This window comes from Bordetella holmesii (assembly GCF_020735985.1).
Taxonomy (GTDB): Bacteria; Pseudomonadota; Gammaproteobacteria; order Burkholderiales; family Burkholderiaceae_B; genus Bordetella; species Bordetella holmesii.
This window is the reverse complement of record NZ_CP085973.1, coordinates 758,454-776,291: the sequence shown is the minus strand read 5'-3', so window position 1 is coordinate 776,291 and position 17,838 is coordinate 758,454. Positions and strand designations below refer to the sequence as shown.

Sequence of the window (17,838 nt, the reverse complement as noted above, 5' to 3'; positions counted from 1 at the left end):
ACTAAGCCGCGATCTGTCTGCAATGCCTTCAATGTGGCAGTTTAGGAAAGAAAACACGGCAAATTTGTGCCAATACAAGCCCAATTGAAATTCAATATATCAACATATTGCTGTGGACCACGGATTCTGCGCGGTACACTTTGCCCTCGCGGACACCTGCAAGCGCCCACTCTATGGAACCGAATACCGTCCAGCTCAACGACATCGCGCTATTCGTCGAAGTCGCCAAGCGCAAAAGCTTCAGCCTGGCGGCCCGGGCACTGCACATACCGACGTCGACGCTGTCGCGCCGCATCGGCCAGCTCGAGCGCGCCATCGGGCTACGACTGATCAACCGCAATACGCGGAGGTTGGAACTCACCGACTCCGGGTCCACATATCTGCGCCGTTGCCAAGGCCTCATCGACGAGGCCCGCCTGGCACAGGAACAGTTGCTGTCGCTGTCGAGCAAGCCCAAGGGTCGATTGAGTATCTCGATGCCGTACAGCCTGGCGATCTGGCTGCTGCCGACTTCGCTGCGCGCCTTCATGGACGCCTATCCCGATCTGGAGTGCGAGTTCGATCTCAGCATGAAATCCACCGCAGACTCGCAAGGCGAGCCTTTCGACATCGTGCTGCGCTTTGGCCGTGCGGGCAGTGACTTTCAGGACGACAACGCGGTCGTCGTCGATGAGATCATCCGTCTGGACAACTATCTCTACGCCTCGGACGAGTATCTCGAGCAGCACGGCGAGCCGCAATCACCGGCCGACCTGATCCATCACCAGTGCCTGCGTACCGCCATCGACGACGCTCATTCGTTCTGGCTGCTGACTCATGGAAAGCAGACCGAACGCATCGAAATCAGCGGCCATCTCGCAGGTAACAACATCAGTGTCATGGGCACGTTTGCCGGACTGGGCCTGGGCATTACCCGGCTTCCCTCCTGCCAGGCATTGGACCCCATTATCGAACGGCACTCGCTGCGCCGCATTCTGCCGCAATGGCAGGTCCAGCCCATCTCCATATACGGCCATTTTCCGCAGCAGATTCTGCCCGCAAAGACACGGGCGTTCATGGACTTCATCCAGCCGCAACTGGGGCCCGCGGACACCCTGCCGGTGCAAACGCAACAGAAACCTCCCGCCGATGAGATGGACATCGACGGCTCCGCGCAGGCTGGTGTGATGCCCTCAGGCTCTAAGCGTCGCAACCGCGCCCACACGCCCGACTCCTCCTCCCACTGAGGCGGGCAGGCCCGCGCACGGCCGCCTCAACGCTTTTTCCGCAGATGCGGCAGCGTGTAGGCCTGATCACGGTAAACGCGTTGTGGCCACAGTGCATGAGCGAGCGTTTTGCGCAGCGCGCCCGCATCGGCAGGCACGATGGGCAAATAATCATCGCCGCCTTGATAGAGGTACTGGGAGCCCGGTTTGCCAGGTTCGAGAATGGTCAACGTCTGCTCCTGCAGCAACCCATAAACATCTCCGTACTGCATCACGGCGCGCCCACCGGCGGCCGGGTCGGTGAGATCGGCACCTATCATGGGGTGTTCGCCCTCGATGCCCAGCAGCGACAGCAGCGTAACCGGAAAGTCGATCTGGCTGACCACGCGCTCATCGATACGTGGGTGCACGGGACCGCCCAGGATCAGCGCCGGGATATGGAAATGCCGCAAGGGAATGCGCTGCTTGCCGCCGACGCGCACGTCGTGGTCGGCGGTCACGAGAAACACCGTGTCGTCCCAGTAGGCCGACTGTCTGGCCCGATCGAAAAATTGCCCGATGGCCCAATCGGCATACCGCACCGTGTTGCCCACGGTTGCCGGCTCGCCCACGGGGGTGATACGGCCGGCGGGGTACTCCCAAGGCGAATGATTGCTGACGCTAAACGCCAGAATGAAGCAAGGCTCATCGCCCGCCTGCTCCAGCACGTCATGCACGCGGTTGAACATATCCTCATCACTGGCGCCCCAAGTACCGACGAAAGCCGGATTATTGAAGGTCTTCAGGTCATAGAGTTCGGTGAATCCATTGCCCAGAAAAAACGCCTTCATGTTGTCGAAGTGGGCTTCGCCCCCATAGACAAAACAATTGCGATAACCCTGCTGCCCCAACAACTGGGCCAGGGTAAAGAACCGAGATTGCGCGCCCGGCAGACGCAAGGCGGCTTGTGACAAAGATGGCGGAAAGCCCGCCGACAGCGCCTCCAGCCCGCGCACCGAGCGGGTTCCGGTGGCGTAGGCATGCTTGAACATCCAGGCCAGTGGCGCAAGCCGATCCAGCTCGGGCGTGCAACCACTGCCGCCCAGATGGCCGACAAACAGCGCCCCCAGGCCCTCTTCAACAATTAAGACGAGATGACGCTTGCGGCCAGGCCGTTGGGCAGGCACCTGCCGGTGCAATGTAGGAATGGCCGGATCCGAGGGCGCACCTTCGATACGCGAAGCCGCGCGCACGATGGCCTGGATGTCGGCATCATCCATGTCGCCATAGGCGCGGCTGGCTGACGCCTCATTCTTGAGCGAATAGACGCTGAACATCACGTTATAGAGTGAGTTCAGCGCCAGGGCATTGACCAGCCCGTCGCCACAAAAGGCAACGGTGGATGGATTGATGGGCCGATGCTTGAGGGTGCCGCGAATCGCCAGAACGCAAAGCGCGATGCCGGCCAGGGTCAGCAACGGCCGCAGCCACCAGGCCAGTACGGGGTCGGTAAACAGCCACGGTTGACTGAAAAGCCGCCAGCCCAGCCCAGCCAAAGCCGCCAGCAGCGCCACCCCCAGAAACAGCGCCAACCGGTACTCTTTGAAGAGCATCGAGAAGACCTCACGGGGATACTTCAGATAGATGACGTAGAGCTGATTCGGGCGCGTGTCATATTCGATGACGTACTGCGGCGTAGAGCACTCCAGCAGACATATCAGCGACCATGCCGTGACCAGCCAGACGCCATTGACGGCGATGGCAGCGGACCATTGCCCCAGCCATGGCGCCAACGCCAGCGGCAATGCAACCATGATGCCTATCAAATGGGCATCGATGCGCAGCCCGCCCAGCAGGATGCGCATCGGGTGGCCGGCCTCGGCCACGCGCTTACGCTGCCAGAGCATGAGAGCGAGCCGACTCAGCGTCAGCAAGATGAAGGCCGAGACGATAAAGACCAAAATCTGTGAGTACATTCGCTGCTACCTGGATCCCGGGCGCGGGCTCGCGCCAAACCCGGAACATAGAAGAAAAGCCGTCAAGTTTCCATGAGCGGCATGACTATCGGTTGGCGGCCGCCAACCACCATCGCGCAACATTATCGCCAGTGACTCACTCGACCGCCGCGCGCGTGCGATATCTGAGCGCACCGAATTGTTTCACGGGTCCGGCATGGGCTCAACGACTGCGGGCTGGTCAGCCACCCGCGGCCGGACCGATGTTCAGCGTCTGGCCTACCCAGAGCGTGGCCGCGTCCATCATACGACCTGCATAGGAGGCCGGCGCGACCTCTTCGCTGGCCAACAAGGGCGCCTGTCCCACCACCTGCCCGTCAAGCAGCCAGCGTACCTCGCCAATCTGCTGACCGGCCTGCACCGGCGCGCGAAGCGGCGTATTAAGAACCACCTGACGCTCTGGCGTGCGCCCCGTGGGTACCGCAAGGTAGGGTGCATGCCGCGGAGCATAGCTGACCTCATCGCTTGCCCCCATCCACACGCGAGCGCTCGCGGGGGAACCCCAGGCCGGGGCCAGATCGTAGGCCTGATAGCCCCAATCGAGCAACGTCTGCCCAGCCTGAGTACGGCTTTTATCCGAATCGGTACCCGTGACGACCGCGATCAGGCGCCGCGTCACGCCCTGCTCGGAACGGCTGGCGGTCGCAATGAGGCAATAGCCGGCTGCGCCCGTATGGCCCGTCTTGATGCCGTCCACACTGCTGTCCTGCCAAAGAAGGCGGTTGCGATTGCGCTGACGGATCCCCCCGTACTCGAACTCGCGCTGAGCATCGAACCTCGTCGCCCACTGGGGAAAATCGGCCACGTAACGCTGAGCCAGCCTGCCCAGATCACGCGCAGTGGAGTAGGTCTGGGGATCGGGCAGCCCGGCCGGACTGGCAAAACGCGTATGGGCCAGGCCGAGTTCGGCTGCCCGCCGGTTCATGCGGGCCACAAAGGCCTCCACCGACCCCGCGCTGGCTTCGGCCAGAGCGACTGCCGCGTCGTTGCCGGACTGCACCATCAGCCCGGTCAGCAGCGCTTGCACACTCACCTGCTGGCCGGGCTCCAGAAACATGCGTGAGCTGCCCGCAGGCACGCGCCAGGCGCGCGTCGAAATGCGCACTTTCTGATCCAGAGACAGACGTGCGGCCGCCAGATCCTCGTATATCAGGTACGCCGTCATGATCTTGGTCAGCGAGGCCGGCTCTATACGCATGTCGGCCTGGCTCGAGGCCAGCTCCTGCCCGGTGGTGACGTCCAGCAGCAGCCAGGCGCGAGCATCGACAGCGGGCGCCGTGGCGGCCTGAGCGTCAACGATCAGAGCAAACAAGGCAATGCCAAGGAGGTGGTTAGGTTTCATACAGCTTAGTTGCGCCATGAGTGCGCGTTGAGTTTCGACGCTGAAAAGCGAATCGTGGGAAACAAGGCCTGCGGTTCGATACCTTGCAGCCGGCCGGAGTTCCCGTACCGATCGACTCGGGAAAGGCGTCAAGCCCGTTGACGACCCGCAGCGACTCTGACATAGACCAGCTCGGCGGCCAGCTCGACCAAGGTCTGGGTAAGGATGAAGGCCGGCACTAAAGGCTGCGCCCCGGGGATCGCCAACCCGATGGGTAAAACCACCAGTGAGTTGCGGGTGGCCGCGCTGAATGCGACGGCCCGACGCTGAGGGCGAGGCAGATGATAAGCCACCATCCACCCCAATGCAGGCGCCAACACGGCGAAAGCCAGGTAAACAGGGGCCGCGGCCCGGATGACGTCCAGCCCCACCCCGGGCGAGATGGCAGCAACCACGACAGCCAGCGCCACCGCCGTCGCCGGCACCGGCAAAACCCCCAGCGCACGGCGCACCTTCGGATGCGAGCCGGCGCGCGCCATCCATGCCTGACACAATGCGGCCAGAACCAGAGGAGCGACGATCAACCGAAAAAAGGCCGATAAAAATGGCTCCCAAGGCAGCAACGGCGCCGCCTGCGCACCGATGAACACGCTCAGGTAAACCGGCAACAGCACCATTTGCGCCCCCAAAAGCAGCGGAGTAGCCGCCAGGAGTGCCCGTGCATCAGCCCGGCCGAGATGGGCAAAGGTCACGACATAATCGATGCAGGGAGCCAGCAAAACCATCAGCATGGCCGACCGAATCAGCGGATCTGCCGGCATCCACGGCACCAGCCCGGCCACCAGCAACGGCACCGCGACGAAGTTCGCCAGCCCCAGCACCCCCAGAAAACGCAGATCCCGCAACGCGTGGCGTAGCTCGACCATGGGCACTTGCAAGAAGGTGGCAAACAGCATCAGGGCCACGATCGGATCTATCGCCCCGGACAGCCGGCTCGTCCCCGGTAGCGCCCATGCTGCCAGCAAGGCCAGCACAACCGCGCCAAAGTAGATGGGAACCTGCTTTGCCTCCAACCGTTCGCGAGATATCACGGTGCTATACGCCTGAGCGCTAACAAACCCGTCCCAAAACAGACAAAAATCCCGCCCATCAACCTGTCCACCCAACGCACCACGCGCGGCCGGCTGAGCGCCGTGCGGGCCTGCCGCGCCACCGCGGCGTAGATATGCAAGGAGCAAAGAGACATCACCATGAAGATGCCTGTGAGCATGCAGAACTGTGGCGCCAGCGGTTCACCGGGCACGACAAACTGCGGAAACAGCGCAGCGAAGAACAGAATGGGCTTGGGATTGGTCAATGCCAGGCCCACGGCCTCCAGGAAGTACGAGCGGCTCGCGCGTGATGCCTGGCACTGGCCGGCGACAATCACAATAGGCGATCGGCCCCGCAATTGCTTAAAGCCCAGATAAAAGAGATAGCACGCCCCCAGGATCTTGACCGCCATGAACATGGCCGCCGACGTTCTGAGCAGCACCCCCAGTCCCAGCATCGAGGCCGCAGACAGGCAGAACAGCCCCAAGACGTTACCCAGGGCCCCAAAAAACACCGCCCGCATGCCCGGCCCCAGCGAATTGCGTATGGCCAGAACCGTCGCCGGGCCAGGGCTGACCACCGAGATGGCGGCAAGGGCACAGTAGGCCCACAGGGCTTCGGTCTGCATGATGCCTCCCAGGCAAGAGCGAAGAATCTTAACGCATCCTGCTCTACACTCAGGCTGAAAATGGGAGCCTGAGTGTGTCCGGACCACCTGCGACTGGATGGAAACGCTATGCATGGGCCAGCCTCGGCTGGGTCATGGTCACGCTCGGTTTCATAGGCGCCTTTTTGCCCGTGATGCCGACGACCATCTTTCTGATTATGGCGGTGGGGTGCTTTGCCCGTTCCTCACCGGCCCTGGAAGCCTGGCTGCTGCAGCACCCGAAATTCGGTACTCCGCTGCGGCAATGGCGCGAGCAAGGCGCCGTCAGCCGCAAAGGAAAACGCTTTGCGGCCGCCGGCATGGCCCTGGGCTATCTGGTGTTTCTCTGGGGTGCCAGGCCCGGTTGGCCGCTGGCCTGCGCCGTGGGCGCAGGCATGGCCGCCTGCGCGGCGTGGGTAGTATCCCGCCCGACGCCACGGCCCTGAAGGATGGCTCAGTCGGCCAGCGTGGCGTTGTCGATCACGAAGCGATACTTCACATCGCCCTTGAGCATGCGCTCATAAGAAGCATTGATCTGATCGGCACGCACCATCTCGATGTCGGCGACGATGCCGTGTTCAGCGCAAAAATCCAGCATCTCCTGGGTCTCGGGAATTCCGCCTATCAGCGAACCCGACAACGAACGACGCTTCATGATGAGGCTAAAGACATCGGGCGCATCGTGCGGCGTGGGTGGCGCGCCGACCAGGGTGAGATTGCCGTCGCGCTTGAGCAGCATCAGCAGGCTGTCCAGATCGTGCGGCGCAGCCACTGTATCGACGATAAGATCGAAACTCTTGGCATGAGCGGCCATTTCCTCGGCCTGGCGCGAATTCACGACCTCGTCCGCGCCGAGCGCCAGCGCGGCCTGACGCTTGGACTCGGAGGTCGTAAAGGCCACCACCTGCGCGCCCATCGCATGCGCGAGCTTGATACCCATATGACCCAGGCCGCCAATGCCGACAATACCCACCTTCTTGCCGGGACCGGCCTGCCAGTGCCGCAAGGGGGAATACGTCGTGATCCCCGCGCACAGCAGTGGCGCCACCGCAGTCAGATCTTTCTCCGGGTGGCGAATATGCAATCCGTAGCGTTCGTGCACCACGATCTGCTGTGAGTACCCGCCCAGCGTCCAGCCTGGCGCGTCCGCCGTCGGCGAGTTGTATGTCCCCACCATATCATCGCAGTAGTTCTCCAGGCCCAGCTTGCATTCCTGGCAATGCTGGCAACTGTCCACGATACAACCCACTCCGGCCAGGTCGCCGGGCTTGAAGCCCGTTACCTGCTCGCCGACGGCCGTCACGCGGCCGACGATCTCATGGCCAGGTACGCAAGGGAACTGAGTGCCTGCCCACTCCGAGCGCACCTGATGCAGGTCGGAATGACAAATCCCGCAATAAGCGATATCGATACGGATATCGTGCGGCCCCACGTCGCGGCGACGGATATCCAGGGGCCCGAGGGGTTGATCGCCCGCGCGGGCACCGTAAGCCTTGATACTCATATCATGCTCCTTGTAGAAAAACACCCACCGGACGGCGGCAACGCCCGTTTGACCTTGCAATTTATTCCCCTGCCGCCGTTAGGGCCAGCCCTTTGACGCGGCCCCTCTCCGTAGCGCTACGGAGAGCCGAGATGCCACTGCCCTGTAATAATGGGGCCATCGTGACCACACCCACATTCCTTCGGCGAGGCATCGTCGCCTGGCTGCTGCTCAGCCTGGCGGGCATCGTGCTGCTGGGCCGCTACGAGTACCAATCGCAGCGCGACCATTTCCTTCAGGGCGCGAGCATCGCGCATCGCATGCTCAGCCAAAAGGCCGTGCAGCACGAGGCCGTGCTCGAGACACTGGGGGCTTTGTCGCATCCGCCAACGCCCGAGCGCCTGCTACCCAGCTTGCGCCCGGCGCTGGCCGAACTGCTGGGACTGGGCTGGCCCTCCCCGCAAGGCTGGCAAGGTAGCCAACCCGCTCCGGCCGGACTGGAGCACGCCGTCGAACGGGCCAGAACCAGCGGCCACGCCGTGGTTCTGCCTCTGGATGCCAGCCATTACTGGCTCGTGGCGCCCTCGTCCTGGAGCATGCTGATTGATGCCAAACGCTTGCTGGCACCCGCCGATATCGCTGACGATGTCGGTACGCTCACCCTGAACGTGAGCAGCAATGCCCTGGCATTGCGCGAGCAACCTGCCAGCAGTGGTCCATTACTCTCCGTGGCCAAGATCCTGGGCTCCGTCAGCCAGCCTTTCCCCATGCTGGCCTCGCGCCGCGTGGCACCCGCAGACTGGCCCTGGCTGGCCTGGGTAGGCTGGATGCTGGTCAGCGCGTTGCTGGTGGGTGCAGGACGCTATTGGCAAAACAGCCGGCGCCAGGCCCGACGGCAGACCGAGCAGGCCAGGCTGGCCGCTCTCTCGCGCCTGAACACGCTGGGCGAGATGGCTGCCGGCATCGCTCATGAGCTCAACCAGCCTCTTACCGCCATTCTTGCCCAGACTCGCGCGGCACAGCGCTTGATGGACGATCCCGACGAAGCCTCCACGGTACGCCAGGCGCTCGAGGCCAGCGCACAACAGGCCCGCCGGGCCGCGGACATCATTGAACGCTTGCGTGCCCTGGTCGGCTCGGGTGCAGCCGCCGTGCGCAAACCCCTGGTGCCTGACAGCCTGGCAGGCAATCTTGGCTTTCTGTGCGAACCGGAGCTGGCCAGGCACCAGATCAGCCTGGAATGGACCAACACCGCGCCTGCCACGCGCGCCTTGGGCGACCCAATCGCCGTGGAACAAATCCTGCACAACCTGGTGCAAAACGCCATCGCCGTACTTCAGACCCGATCGGCACCGCGCCGCATCCGCTTGCGCGGCGACGTGCGTGACGGACACTACCAATTCAGCGTCAGCGACAACGGGCCCGGCATCGCCGCGGCCGACTTCCCTCACATCTTCGAACCCTTCTACACCACGCGTGCCGACGGAATGGGGCTGGGCCTGGCCTTGTGTGAAACCCTCGCCGGCTCCATGGATGCTCGCCTCACAGCGGCCAACCTGCCTGACGGTGGCGCCTGCTTTACTCTCAGCCTGCCTCTGGAGCCCGCGGCATGAATGCCTCTCACACCCCCTTGGTTTACCTCGTCGACGACGACGACGCCGTGCGTGACGCCCTGGCCTTGCTGCTGCGCAGTGTGGGTCTGCGCAGCGAAGGCTATGCCGATCCTTTGCAGTTTCTGCAACAGCCACTGGGCCAGATCGTGGGCTGTGTCGTGCTCGATATCCGCATGCCCGGCATCAGCGGCCTGGACGTATTGAGCAAACTTGCCGAACACAGCGACATGCCCGTGCTCATGCTCACCGGCCATGCCAACGTCGACCTGTGCCGTCGGGCCTTCAAAGGCGGCGCCATCGAGTTCCTGCAAAAACCGGTCGACGACGATCTCTTCCTGGATACGGTGCAGGCAGCCGTACGTAGCCATAGTGCCAGCCGCGAGCGTGCGGCAGTGACCGAAGCCGCGCTCATGCGCCTGCAACGCCTATCGGCTCGCGAGCAAGACGTGGCTCAACGCGTGGTTCAAGGTCTGGCCAACAAGGAGATAGCCCGCGAATTCGATCTCTCGCCGCGCACGGTCGAGACCTATCGGGCAAATGTTTTTGCCAAACTGGAAGTCAGTTCGCTGGCGCAACTGATCCGGCAATACGCCCTGCTCCTGGAAGCGCCCGCTCCGTAGCACTACGGAGGCCGATGCGTAGCCGGGCGGCTACCGCCAAATCGAGCAACAGCCTATGCTGGAGTCTCTTATCCAAAGGACGACCACCATGCAAAAAACTGCGCTTCTGCTCGCCTCTTTCGCCCTGTGCGGCGCCTCCCAGGCCGCCGTTCTCACCGAAAAGAACATCTCGCTCGAAGATGCCCGCCACCTGGCAGACGCGACAGTGGCGGCCTGCCAGGCCAAAGGCTACAACGTCACGGCGTCCGTGGTCGATCGCGCCGGCGTGCTCAAGGTTCTTGCCCGCGCCGACAACGCCGGCCCGCACACCATCGAAGGCAGCCGCCTGAAGGCCTACACCTCGGTCTCGGCCAAGTCACCAACCCTGGCGATGATGGAAAACGCCCAGAAGAACCCGGGCGCGGCCAACCTGACCGATATCCCCGGATTCCTGCTCCTGGGCGGCGGCGTGCCCGTGAAGTCCGGTGATACGGTGATCGGTGCCATCGGGGTAGCCGGGGCGCCTGGCGGTCATCTGGATGCGCAATGCGCAGACACCGCGCTGCAGGACAACGCGGCGCGTTTCAAGTAAAGAGCGCGTCCTCGTCATACCTTGCAGACGACGGGGCCCCCTCCAAGAGCATGAGCAGGAGCCGCGACGGCAGCTCCTGCTCGTGCTCCATCGAGCGGATTCTGGCCTGCCGGCAAGCGCGGCTGTCTCCCCAAAAGAGTTGACACTTAAAAGCCGTCCCTCTACCGTTACGGCCATGAAAGACAGGCCTATTACAACCATCGATAAGGACGGCATCGATGCACCGCTTACTGACGTGGTGTACCAACGCATGCTGGACAGTATTTACGCTGGCGCGCTCGCGCCTGGCAGTGTGATCAACGAGGTCGAACTCGCCCGTGAATTCGGCGTGAGCCGCGGGCCGGTGCGTGAAGCCGTGCGCCGGTTGCAGGGTATCCAGATCGTCACGCGCGAGCCCTATACCAAAGCACGCGTGGTCACCATGACGGCCGCCTCGGCACTGGAACTGTTCCAGGTCCGCATGGGCCTGGAGGGCGTGGCCTGTTTTCTGGCTACCCAGCGCATGAGTGATGCCGAGATCGAGCATCTGCAACGCGATCTGGAGTCCCATCAGCGCGGCCGGACGGGACACGAGCAGCCGGATCGGCACTTCGACCTTCACGAGCGTATCGTGCGCGCCAGTGGCAACCAACGCATCATCACTGCGCTGTGCGACGATCTCTATCATCTGCTGCGTATTTATCGCCGCCACTCCGGATCGGTGCTCGAGCGCAAGGATGATGCGCTGGAAGAACATTGGCAGATCGTGCGCGCCATCTCCCGGCGCGATGCACGGCTTGCCGAATCCCTTATGCGCTCCCACATCGAGCGCGCCGCCAACCACGTCGCCAATCAGCTCAGCGGCTCTCAGTAAAACAGGAATCACTCCCATGTCATCTTCGTTCGCCACCGGTCTGGCGGAAGTATGCCGATTCGTCTCTGCTCTGAGCTGGGACGCCATTCCGGCTCCAGTGCGGCAACGCGCCGTCGAGGTGGTCTGCGACGATCTGGCCGCCATGGCGGCCGGCTCGCGCGAACCGGAGTTACGCCGTTACGCCTCGCTGCTTCTGGCTCTGGGCAACGCCGCCGACGCCGCCCTGATCAGTCCTGCCCTGCCCCGTGTCGGGCGCCTGGAAGCGGCGTCATGGAACGCCCTGGCGGGCAATTGGTGCGAACTGGACGAAGGTTTCCGGCTGGCCATCTGCCATGCCGGCATCTATACGTTGCCGGCTCTGCTGGCCGAGGCCTGCGCAACGCGCGCCAGCTTGCGCCAAGTACTCACCGCGCTGACCGGCGCTTACGAGCTGGTGACACGCTGCGCCATGAGTTTCCATGTCATGCCGCCTCCGGTGCATGGGCATGCGTTATGGAGTGCGGTCGGCGCAGCGGCCGCGGTGTCGCTGTTGCGCGGCCACGATGCGGCCACGCTGCAAAGCGCCGTATCTGGCGCCATCACGACCGCCAGCATGGGCCCGCGCTCACATTTGATGTCGGGCATCCTGATTCGCAACGGCTGGGCCGCAGCCGGCTCGGTCAATGGCATGCAATGCGCTGATTGGGCCGAATGCGGTTTTGGCGGCGGCACCGAGAGCATGGAAGCGGTCTGCGTAGAAATCCTTGGCGCCGAGCTGCGCGAAGGCGAAATTACGCGTGATCTCGGCAGCCGCTGGTCCCTGACGCACGGCTACCAAAAGCTTTACTCCTGCTGCCAACACGGACACTCCGCCGTCCAGGCCTGCATCGCACTGCGCGAGACTCACGGCCTCGATCCCCAACGCATCCGCAGCATCCATCTGGCCACACACCCTCTTGCCTTGACGCTAGACAGCGTCCATCCGCAGACGACGCTGGGCGCGCGCTTCTCGATGCCGCACATGGTTGCCGCATCGCTCGCCCTGGGCAATGCGAGCGCGCAGGCGTTCAGCCTGTCGACCCTCGACGATCCGCTGATCTCCCGGTTGCGCGAAAAGGTGCAGATGCGCCTGGCAGATCATCCGATGAAGCCGCCCCATGACCGCCCGGCATGGGTCGACGTCGAAATGGACGATGGCCAACGTTACAGCGCCGATTGCCAAAGCGCGATCGGCAGCCCGGACAATCCCGTGAGCAAGGAGCAGTTCCAGGCCAAACTCGCCGACCTGGCCGCCGGCATTCTGCCTGGCCTGCCGCAAGCGGTGCAGCCCGATGTCTGGCAGATGGCGCTGGATATGGAAACCAGCGCCTGGCTGTCAAGCATGGCGGCCTGACACCAGCCTCAGACTCAGTTCAGCCGGATTCCTGCGTTCTTGATGACCTTGGCCCATTTGCGGGTGTCGGCTTCGATGAGCGCCTGGAATTGAGCCCGGCTGGCTGGCTGAAAGTATGTCCCCAGAGGCTGCAGGCGTTGATCGATGGCCGGTGCCTGCATGGTCTGGTTGACTGCGGTATTGATTTTATCCAGCACGGCCTGGGGCGTGCCCGCCGGCGCAAACACGCCGAACCAGGTCGTGGCCTCATAGTCGGCCAGACCGGTCTGCGCAATCGTCGGCGTATCCGGCAATTGCGGGCTTCGAGCGGGGCCCGTGGCACCCAGCGCCTTCAGATCGCCGCGACGGATATAGGGCATGGCCGAGGGCAGGTTGTCGAACATCAGTTGAACCCGCCCGGCCAAGAGATCCACCATGGCCGGGCCGCTGCCCTGATACGGAACGTGGGTGATATGTGTGCCTGCCATCGCATTGAACAGCTCGCCTGCCAAGTGCGTCGTCCCTCCGTTGCCCGACGAGCCGAAGTTCACCTCGCTGGGGTGCGCCTTGGCGTACTGCACCAGTTCTGCGACGGAGTTCACCGGCAAGGCTGCGGGCACGACCAGCACATTCATCGACTGACTCACAAGCGCAGCCGGCGCCAGATCTCGCGCGACGTCGAAAGGCATATTGGAGAACAGCGAGGGGTTGATGGCGATGTTTCCCGCCGCCCCGAACAACAGCGTATAGCCATCGGGTGCCGCCTTGGCAACGTAGTTCGAGCCGATGTTGCCACCGGCACCGGGTTTGTTCTCGACCACGACATTCTGCCCCAGCACATCGGTCAACTGCGCCGCCACCAGACGACCCAAGGTGTCGACCGCGCCACCCGGGGCAAACGGCACAACCAGACGTATCGGTTGGGAGGGTCAGGGCGTAGCCGCCATGGCGACAGGACCCGAGGCCAACATGCTGCATAAACCCGTGATGCGCAGAAGCTTACTGATTCGTCCAGTCATGATATTTCCGACAGTAGCAGGGAGAAAATCGAAACGGCAGCTCGCGCCAGCCGTCAACGTAAATCAACCAGGGGCCAAGGCTGCACGTCGCGCAGCATACGTATCAGTTCGGCCGGGCGGCCGCTCGCGAATGACAGCGCAAAGGCTTGCGCGGCCTTGGTGTCGAGCGCCTCATCGGAAATAGGTAAGTCGGCCGAGCCCAAGGGATCGGCCACCCATTTCGAAAACTGCCGTCCCGAGCGCAGCCTTAACGTGACACGCGCCGGGCCATAAGCCGGATACAGCGTGTCGCACTCCTCGTCCTGCCGCACCGTTACCTTCGCGGCCAGCGCATTGACATCAGCGCGCGCACGAGCCTGCTGCGAGAATCCGGCCAGCGTGACCTCGCCATCCAGACAGGCAAGCGCCATCACCCACGGGAAAGACAACTGCGCGATCTCCAGCGTGTTCCAGGGCAGCTGTGCGTGCGGCATGGCAGCCCCAAACATGCACACCTCGATCGACTCCACGTCTGCCGCGTTCCAGCCAGCCTCAGCCTTAAGTGCCAGGATGGCATCGATGGCCGGATGAATATGGCGGCAGCACGGATAGGGTTTGAGATAAGAACGCATGATCGCCGGAGCATTGCGTGCACGGGCCTGATTGCCATCCCACCCTTGTATGCCGCCAAATGCCTCCAGTATCCCTGACGGGCCTTCGATCGAGCCGACCGGCCCCACCGCTGCGCCTTGCTGCGCCATGAGCGCCGCACGCAGCCCCTCACGTGCCGCATGTGCAGGGTGGAATTTCTTGACGTTTCCGCCCCCTTCCAGATAGGCGAACAGACCTCCCGCCGCGCTGGCCGGCAGACCCATCGCGCTTTCGATCTGCTCGGCCTCCAGACCGAGCAGCGTGGCGCAGGCGGCGGCCGTGCCGACCACGCCCGCTACCGGTGTAGTCTGAAATCCACGGCGGCTGGCATGCGGATGCAGTGTCTCGGCGATGCTGATGGCCACTTCATAGCCTGCGGTCACCGCTGTCAGAAACTGCAGGTAATCGGCCCACGTGTGCCAAGCCAGGGCAAGTACCGCCGGCACGATCGTCGTGCCAGGATGAATGGATCCCTCGCGGTTGCCATCATCCATCTCAAGGGCATGGCAGGCCATGGCCATCAGACCTGCGGCCTCGATAACCGTCCACCTCTGCGGGCCACCAAAAAGGGGCACCGTACCCTGCGTGGGATTGATGCGGCGCTCCAGTTCTATCGCGGCGCGCACGAGAGGTTGCTGCATGCCCGCGGCGCAGGCCGCCAGCGTATCCAGTGCATGCCGGGAGCTTTCCTGCAGGCAATCCGCAGGCAAATGCGCGCGCCGCAGGCCGGCACACCATTGCGCCAAGGCCCGCGTCGGCTTCGCATTGCTCATCAACGTGATGTGCTCACTCATGGTGTCGCCTCATTTAACTCGGCGGCCAACACCTGCCCGATACGCCATCCCAGGCCCAGCGCGGCCAGCAGGCCATTGCCCGACATGTAGCCCAGGCTGCCTTTGTTTCCACTGATTCCGCTGGCTGCGCCGCCGCCCGCCCATAGCCCCGCAATACGGCTTCCGTCGCGTCGCAGCACCCCGCCATCGGCATCGACCGTCAAGCCACCCTGGGTGTGGAAAATGGCAGGGCTGATCCGCGTGGCGGTCAGCACTGGCCCCAGGGGCCCCAGGCCCCATTGATCGCGGCCAAATGGATCTGGCGCGCCTGCAGCACTGGCCCGCGCCGCAGCCAATGTCGCCTTAAACCCGCTTGCCTCGATGCCACACCGTGCACATAGCTCCTGAGCGGAGCCGGAAAGTACTCCCCCATGCGACACCAGTTCGGCATACTCTTGCTGCCCGGCGGCCGTCACGTCGCGCACGTGTGTATCGGCGATGACCCAAAAAGGCCCGGCGCGCTGTAGCTCGACGGCAGCAAACGCCGAGTAACCCATGCTTTCATCCCCGAATCGACGGCCGGACGCATCCACGATGAAGCCCCCTTTCTCGATCGCGGTCCAGGTCACTAATGATCCGTGCGGGTCGGCCAGGCTGGCGTGGCCTTGGTAGGCTTTCATATTGGCCAGCCCCGCTCCGAGCGCTTCCCCCCAGGCGAGAGCCTCGCCCTCGCTGCCCATGCCACCGCCATAAGGCGCAGCAGCCACTTCGGGCACGAAGCGCGCGAGCAACTGCCGGTTGGCGGCATAGCCATTGCAGGCCAACACGACATGGCGCGCGCCGATATGCGTGACCGCGCCATCGGGGGTCGCGCATTCGACAGAGAAGCCCTCCTCCAGATTACGGCTGACGTTGGACACGCCATTTCTCCAGGCCACCGGAATCTCGCGCCGCTCGCACTCGACCAAGAGATCATCGACCAGATCTGCTCCGCGCCGAGATGGAGGAGAATGCAAGCGATGCACACGATGGCCGATATGCTTGTAGGTTTCTACCAATGTCAGGCGGACGTGGGCCTGGTCAACCAGCCATTCGACCAGCGATGCGGAGCTCTCGGTGAGGGCCTGAGTAAGATGCATGGCCTCGTGCTCTCCCGCGATGCGACTCAGATCCTGCTGAAACATCTGCGGCGTGTCGTACACACCCGCTGCACGCTGAAAGCGCGTCCCGGCGGCGGGGATAGACCCGCTGGACAGGACCGTATTGCCGCAGGCCCGTTCGGCCTTGTCCAACACGGCGATACTCGCCCCCGGGCATGCCTCGTGCAGCGCAATGGCCGCGGTCAGACCACAACCGCCGGCGCCGACGATCACCACATCGAATTCCACGTCGAAAGCCATGACTTACTGCACCTTCGCGCCTGACACCTTGACTGCGGTTTCCCAGGTCGCGCGCTCTCGGTCCAGCTCTTCCTCGAACGCCTTCAACGTCACCGGCATGTCCGTCAGGCCCTGGTTTTTCATCTTTGCGGCGACATCCGGCGAGGCCATGACAGTCTTGATGTCGGCCGCAATTTTCTGCACCACGGCAGGAGGCGTTCCCTTGGGTGCAAAGATTCCCGACCAGGGAGCCGCTGAAAACCCCGGAAAGCCCTGCTCGGCGATCGTTGGATAGTGGTTGCCGCTGTAATCTTTATCCGTGGTCAGTGCCAGGAGCTTGAGCTTACCGGCCTTGACGTGCTCCTCGGCCGATGGGAAGCCCGTAATGCCTACAGGCACATGGCCGGCGATGATGTCATTGATAAGAGGACTGGCGCCTTTGTACTGCACCGCCTGCATAGGGAAACCGCCGCGCTCACGCAGCATTTCCATCGTCAAGTGTGACGCCGTCCCATTGCCATCGGTGCCATAGACCTGATACTTGCCGTCCTTCTTGGCCAGCGCGATCAATTCTTGCAGATTCTTCGCCGGCACATCCACATTGGCGACAATGGCGTTGGGATACTGAACGATCTTGGAAATCGCCTCGAAATCCGTCTTGGGATTATAGGGCAGGCTGGGATACAACGCCCCGGCGATGCTATGCGAACCCGTCACCCCCAGCAGCAAGGTGTATCCGTCGGGTGCAGCTTTGGCGGCAAAGCCCGCTCCCACCGTTCCGCCTGCGCCAGCACGGTTCTCGATGACCTCGGTCTGCTTCCAGAGTTTGCCCAACGCCTCGCCCAACACGCGGCCAGTAACATCGGTCGGCCCGCCAGGAGCGAAAGGCACGATCAGCGTGACCGGCCGGTTTGGCCACGAAGCCGTTTGCGCCAAGGCACCAGGCGCTGCAATCACGGCCATCAAGGCCAACAGGCCAGCGGTAACGCGACGACGGCCAAACGAGCTTCCTGCTGGGGAAGTCACCTCAGGGACATTCATTTCCAACTCTCCGATGTCAACAACTGCGCTAGGCAATAAGCAGGGCACTCGGAAGGAAGACCCTCACAGTGTTGACATGCTATCAAGAGGCAAACAAAAGTGTCAACTCTTTGATAGCGACCGGCGAATCGTTAAAATGGGGAAAACCTCATAAATCCAAAGAGATAGACCAAAATGATCGGCATTATTCGGGGGAAAACCCTAGTAATGCGTCAAGCATGGCTAGAATCGCCCTTAGCGCCAGGCC

16 protein-coding genes are annotated in these 17,838 nt (G+C 63.0%); 7 read left to right on the top strand and 9 right to left on the bottom strand.

What is annotated here, in order from left to right; genetic code table 11:
* Positions 1 to 173: 173 nt before the first annotated feature.
* On the top strand, positions 174 to 1,226 hold the full coding sequence (locus tag LK440_RS03585) for a LysR family transcriptional regulator (RefSeq protein ID WP_005015224.1): 1,053 nt from the start codon (positions 174 to 176) through the stop codon (positions 1,224 to 1,226).
* A gap of 26 nt (positions 1,227 to 1,252) precedes the next feature.
* On the opposite strand, the gene LK440_RS03580 is transcribed toward LK440_RS03585, so the two are convergent.
* The 4 genes from LK440_RS03580 to LK440_RS03565 all read right to left on the bottom strand — a co-directional run bounded on the left by LK440_RS03580 (position 1,253) and on the right by LK440_RS03565 (position 6,240).
* Positions 1,253 to 3,160 carry an LTA synthase family protein gene (locus LK440_RS03580; protein WP_005015226.1) on the bottom strand — a complete coding sequence of 636 codons (1,908 nt, stop codon included), beginning with the start codon at positions 3,158 to 3,160 and terminating at the stop codon, positions 1,253 to 1,255.
* Positions 3,161 to 3,380: 220 nt separating this feature from the next.
* Entirely contained in the window at positions 3,381 to 4,541 is a 1,161-nt protein-coding gene (locus LK440_RS03575) for a D-alanyl-D-alanine carboxypeptidase family protein (protein ID WP_005015228.1), read from the bottom strand.
* Positions 4,542 to 4,669: 128 nt separating this feature from the next.
* Positions 4,670 to 5,611, bottom strand: coding sequence for an arsenic resistance protein (locus LK440_RS03570; protein WP_005015230.1), 942 nt, complete (start codon positions 5,609 to 5,611; stop codon positions 4,670 to 4,672).
* Positions 5,608 to 6,240 carry a LysE family translocator gene (locus tag LK440_RS03565; protein WP_005015232.1) on the bottom strand — a complete coding sequence of 211 codons (633 nt, stop codon included), beginning with the start codon at positions 6,238 to 6,240 and terminating at the stop codon, positions 5,608 to 5,610. Before LK440_RS03565 ends, LK440_RS03570 begins: the two co-directional genes overlap by 4 nt.
* 134 nt (positions 6,241 to 6,374) lie before the next feature.
* Between LK440_RS03565 and LK440_RS03560 the strand changes: the two genes are divergently transcribed.
* A complete protein-coding gene (locus LK440_RS03560) occupies positions 6,375 to 6,704 on the top strand; it encodes a YbaN family protein (protein WP_005015233.1) in 330 nt (109 codons plus the stop codon).
* Positions 6,705 to 6,712: 8 nt separating this feature from the next.
* Here LK440_RS03560 and LK440_RS03555 read toward each other — a convergent pair whose 3' ends face one another.
* Complete coding sequence (locus tag LK440_RS03555; RefSeq protein ID WP_005015236.1) at positions 6,713 to 7,762, bottom strand: NAD(P)-dependent alcohol dehydrogenase; 1,050 nt, start codon at positions 7,760 to 7,762, stop codon at positions 6,713 to 6,715.
* 131 nt (positions 7,763 to 7,893) lie between these two features.
* Here LK440_RS03555 and LK440_RS03550 point away from each other — a divergent pair, with 131 nt between their 5' ends.
* The 5 genes from LK440_RS03550 to LK440_RS03530 all read left to right on the top strand — a co-directional run bounded on the left by LK440_RS03550 (position 7,894) and on the right by LK440_RS03530 (position 12,770).
* Entirely contained in the window at positions 7,894 to 9,354 is a 1,461-nt protein-coding gene (locus LK440_RS03550; RefSeq protein WP_005015239.1) for a sensor histidine kinase, read from the top strand.
* Positions 9,351 to 9,974 carry a response regulator transcription factor gene (locus LK440_RS03545; protein ID WP_005015247.1) on the top strand — a complete coding sequence of 208 codons (624 nt, stop codon included), beginning with the start codon at positions 9,351 to 9,353 and terminating at the stop codon, positions 9,972 to 9,974. Before LK440_RS03550 ends, LK440_RS03545 begins: the two co-directional genes overlap by 4 nt.
* Positions 9,975 to 10,062: 88 nt before the next feature.
* Positions 10,063 to 10,545 (top strand): GlcG/HbpS family heme-binding protein, encoded by a 483-nt coding sequence (locus tag LK440_RS03540; protein ID WP_005015256.1) that lies wholly within the window; start codon positions 10,063 to 10,065, stop codon positions 10,543 to 10,545.
* Positions 10,546 to 10,720: 175 nt separating this feature from the next.
* Positions 10,721 to 11,398 (top strand): GntR family transcriptional regulator, encoded by a 678-nt coding sequence (locus LK440_RS03535; RefSeq protein ID WP_005015258.1) that lies wholly within the window; start codon positions 10,721 to 10,723, stop codon positions 11,396 to 11,398.
* A 16-nt stretch (positions 11,399 to 11,414) separates the two neighbouring features.
* Entirely contained in the window at positions 11,415 to 12,770 is a 1,356-nt protein-coding gene (locus LK440_RS03530; protein ID WP_005015259.1) for an MmgE/PrpD family protein, read from the top strand.
* Between the two features lie 14 nt (positions 12,771 to 12,784).
* Here LK440_RS03530 and LK440_RS03525 read toward each other — a convergent pair whose 3' ends face one another.
* From LK440_RS03525 to LK440_RS03510, 4 genes are all read right to left on the bottom strand, one after another.
* A complete protein-coding gene (locus tag LK440_RS03525; RefSeq protein ID WP_005015260.1) occupies positions 12,785 to 13,654 on the bottom strand; it encodes a tripartite tricarboxylate transporter substrate binding protein in 870 nt (289 codons plus the stop codon).
* Between the two features lie 167 nt (positions 13,655 to 13,821).
* The gene (locus LK440_RS03520; protein WP_005015261.1) at positions 13,822 to 15,192 is read right to left on the bottom strand and encodes an MmgE/PrpD family protein; all 1,371 of its coding nucleotides are present in this window, start codon (positions 15,190 to 15,192) and stop codon (positions 13,822 to 13,824) included.
* The gene (locus LK440_RS03515; RefSeq protein WP_005015263.1) at positions 15,189 to 16,571 is read right to left on the bottom strand and encodes an FAD-dependent oxidoreductase; all 1,383 of its coding nucleotides are present in this window, start codon (positions 16,569 to 16,571) and stop codon (positions 15,189 to 15,191) included. Before LK440_RS03515 ends, LK440_RS03520 begins: the two co-directional genes overlap by 4 nt.
* Before the next feature lie 3 nt (positions 16,572 to 16,574).
* Positions 16,575 to 17,591 carry a Bug family tripartite tricarboxylate transporter substrate binding protein gene (locus LK440_RS03510; RefSeq protein ID WP_005015266.1) on the bottom strand — a complete coding sequence of 339 codons (1,017 nt, stop codon included), beginning with the start codon at positions 17,589 to 17,591 and terminating at the stop codon, positions 16,575 to 16,577.
* Positions 17,592 to 17,838 lie beyond the last annotated feature (247 nt).

Coding starts and splice junctions, on each gene's coding strand:
- LK440_RS03530 (WP_005015259.1), top strand. CDS start 11,415: ATGTCATCTTCGTTCGCCACCGGTCTGGCGGAAGTATGCCGATTCGTC.
- LK440_RS03580 (WP_005015226.1), bottom strand. CDS start 3,160: ATGTACTCACAGATTTTGGTCTTTATCGTCTCGGCCTTCATCTTGCTG.
- LK440_RS03510 (WP_005015266.1), bottom strand. CDS start 17,591: ATGAATGTCCCTGAGGTGACTTCCCCAGCAGGAAGCTCGTTTGGCCGT.
- LK440_RS03555 (WP_005015236.1), bottom strand. CDS start 7,762: ATGAGTATCAAGGCTTACGGTGCCCGCGCGGGCGATCAACCCCTCGGG.
- LK440_RS03565 (WP_005015232.1), bottom strand. CDS start 6,240: ATGCAGACCGAAGCCCTGTGGGCCTACTGTGCCCTTGCCGCCATCTCG.
- LK440_RS03520 (WP_005015261.1), bottom strand. CDS start 15,192: ATGAGTGAGCACATCACGTTGATGAGCAATGCGAAGCCGACGCGGGCC.
- LK440_RS03515 (WP_005015263.1), bottom strand. CDS start 16,571: ATGGCTTTCGACGTGGAATTCGATGTGGTGATCGTCGGCGCCGGCGGT.
- LK440_RS03550 (WP_005015239.1), top strand. CDS start 7,894: ATGCCACTGCCCTGTAATAATGGGGCCATCGTGACCACACCCACATTC.
- LK440_RS03575 (WP_005015228.1), bottom strand. CDS start 4,541: ATGAAACCTAACCACCTCCTTGGCATTGCCTTGTTTGCTCTGATCGTT.
- LK440_RS03535 (WP_005015258.1), top strand. CDS start 10,721: ATGAAAGACAGGCCTATTACAACCATCGATAAGGACGGCATCGATGCA.
- LK440_RS03585 (WP_005015224.1), top strand. CDS start 174: ATGGAACCGAATACCGTCCAGCTCAACGACATCGCGCTATTCGTCGAA.
- LK440_RS03560 (WP_005015233.1), top strand. CDS start 6,375: ATGGTCACGCTCGGTTTCATAGGCGCCTTTTTGCCCGTGATGCCGACG.
- LK440_RS03545 (WP_005015247.1), top strand. CDS start 9,351: ATGAATGCCTCTCACACCCCCTTGGTTTACCTCGTCGACGACGACGAC.
- LK440_RS03540 (WP_005015256.1), top strand. CDS start 10,063: ATGCAAAAAACTGCGCTTCTGCTCGCCTCTTTCGCCCTGTGCGGCGCC.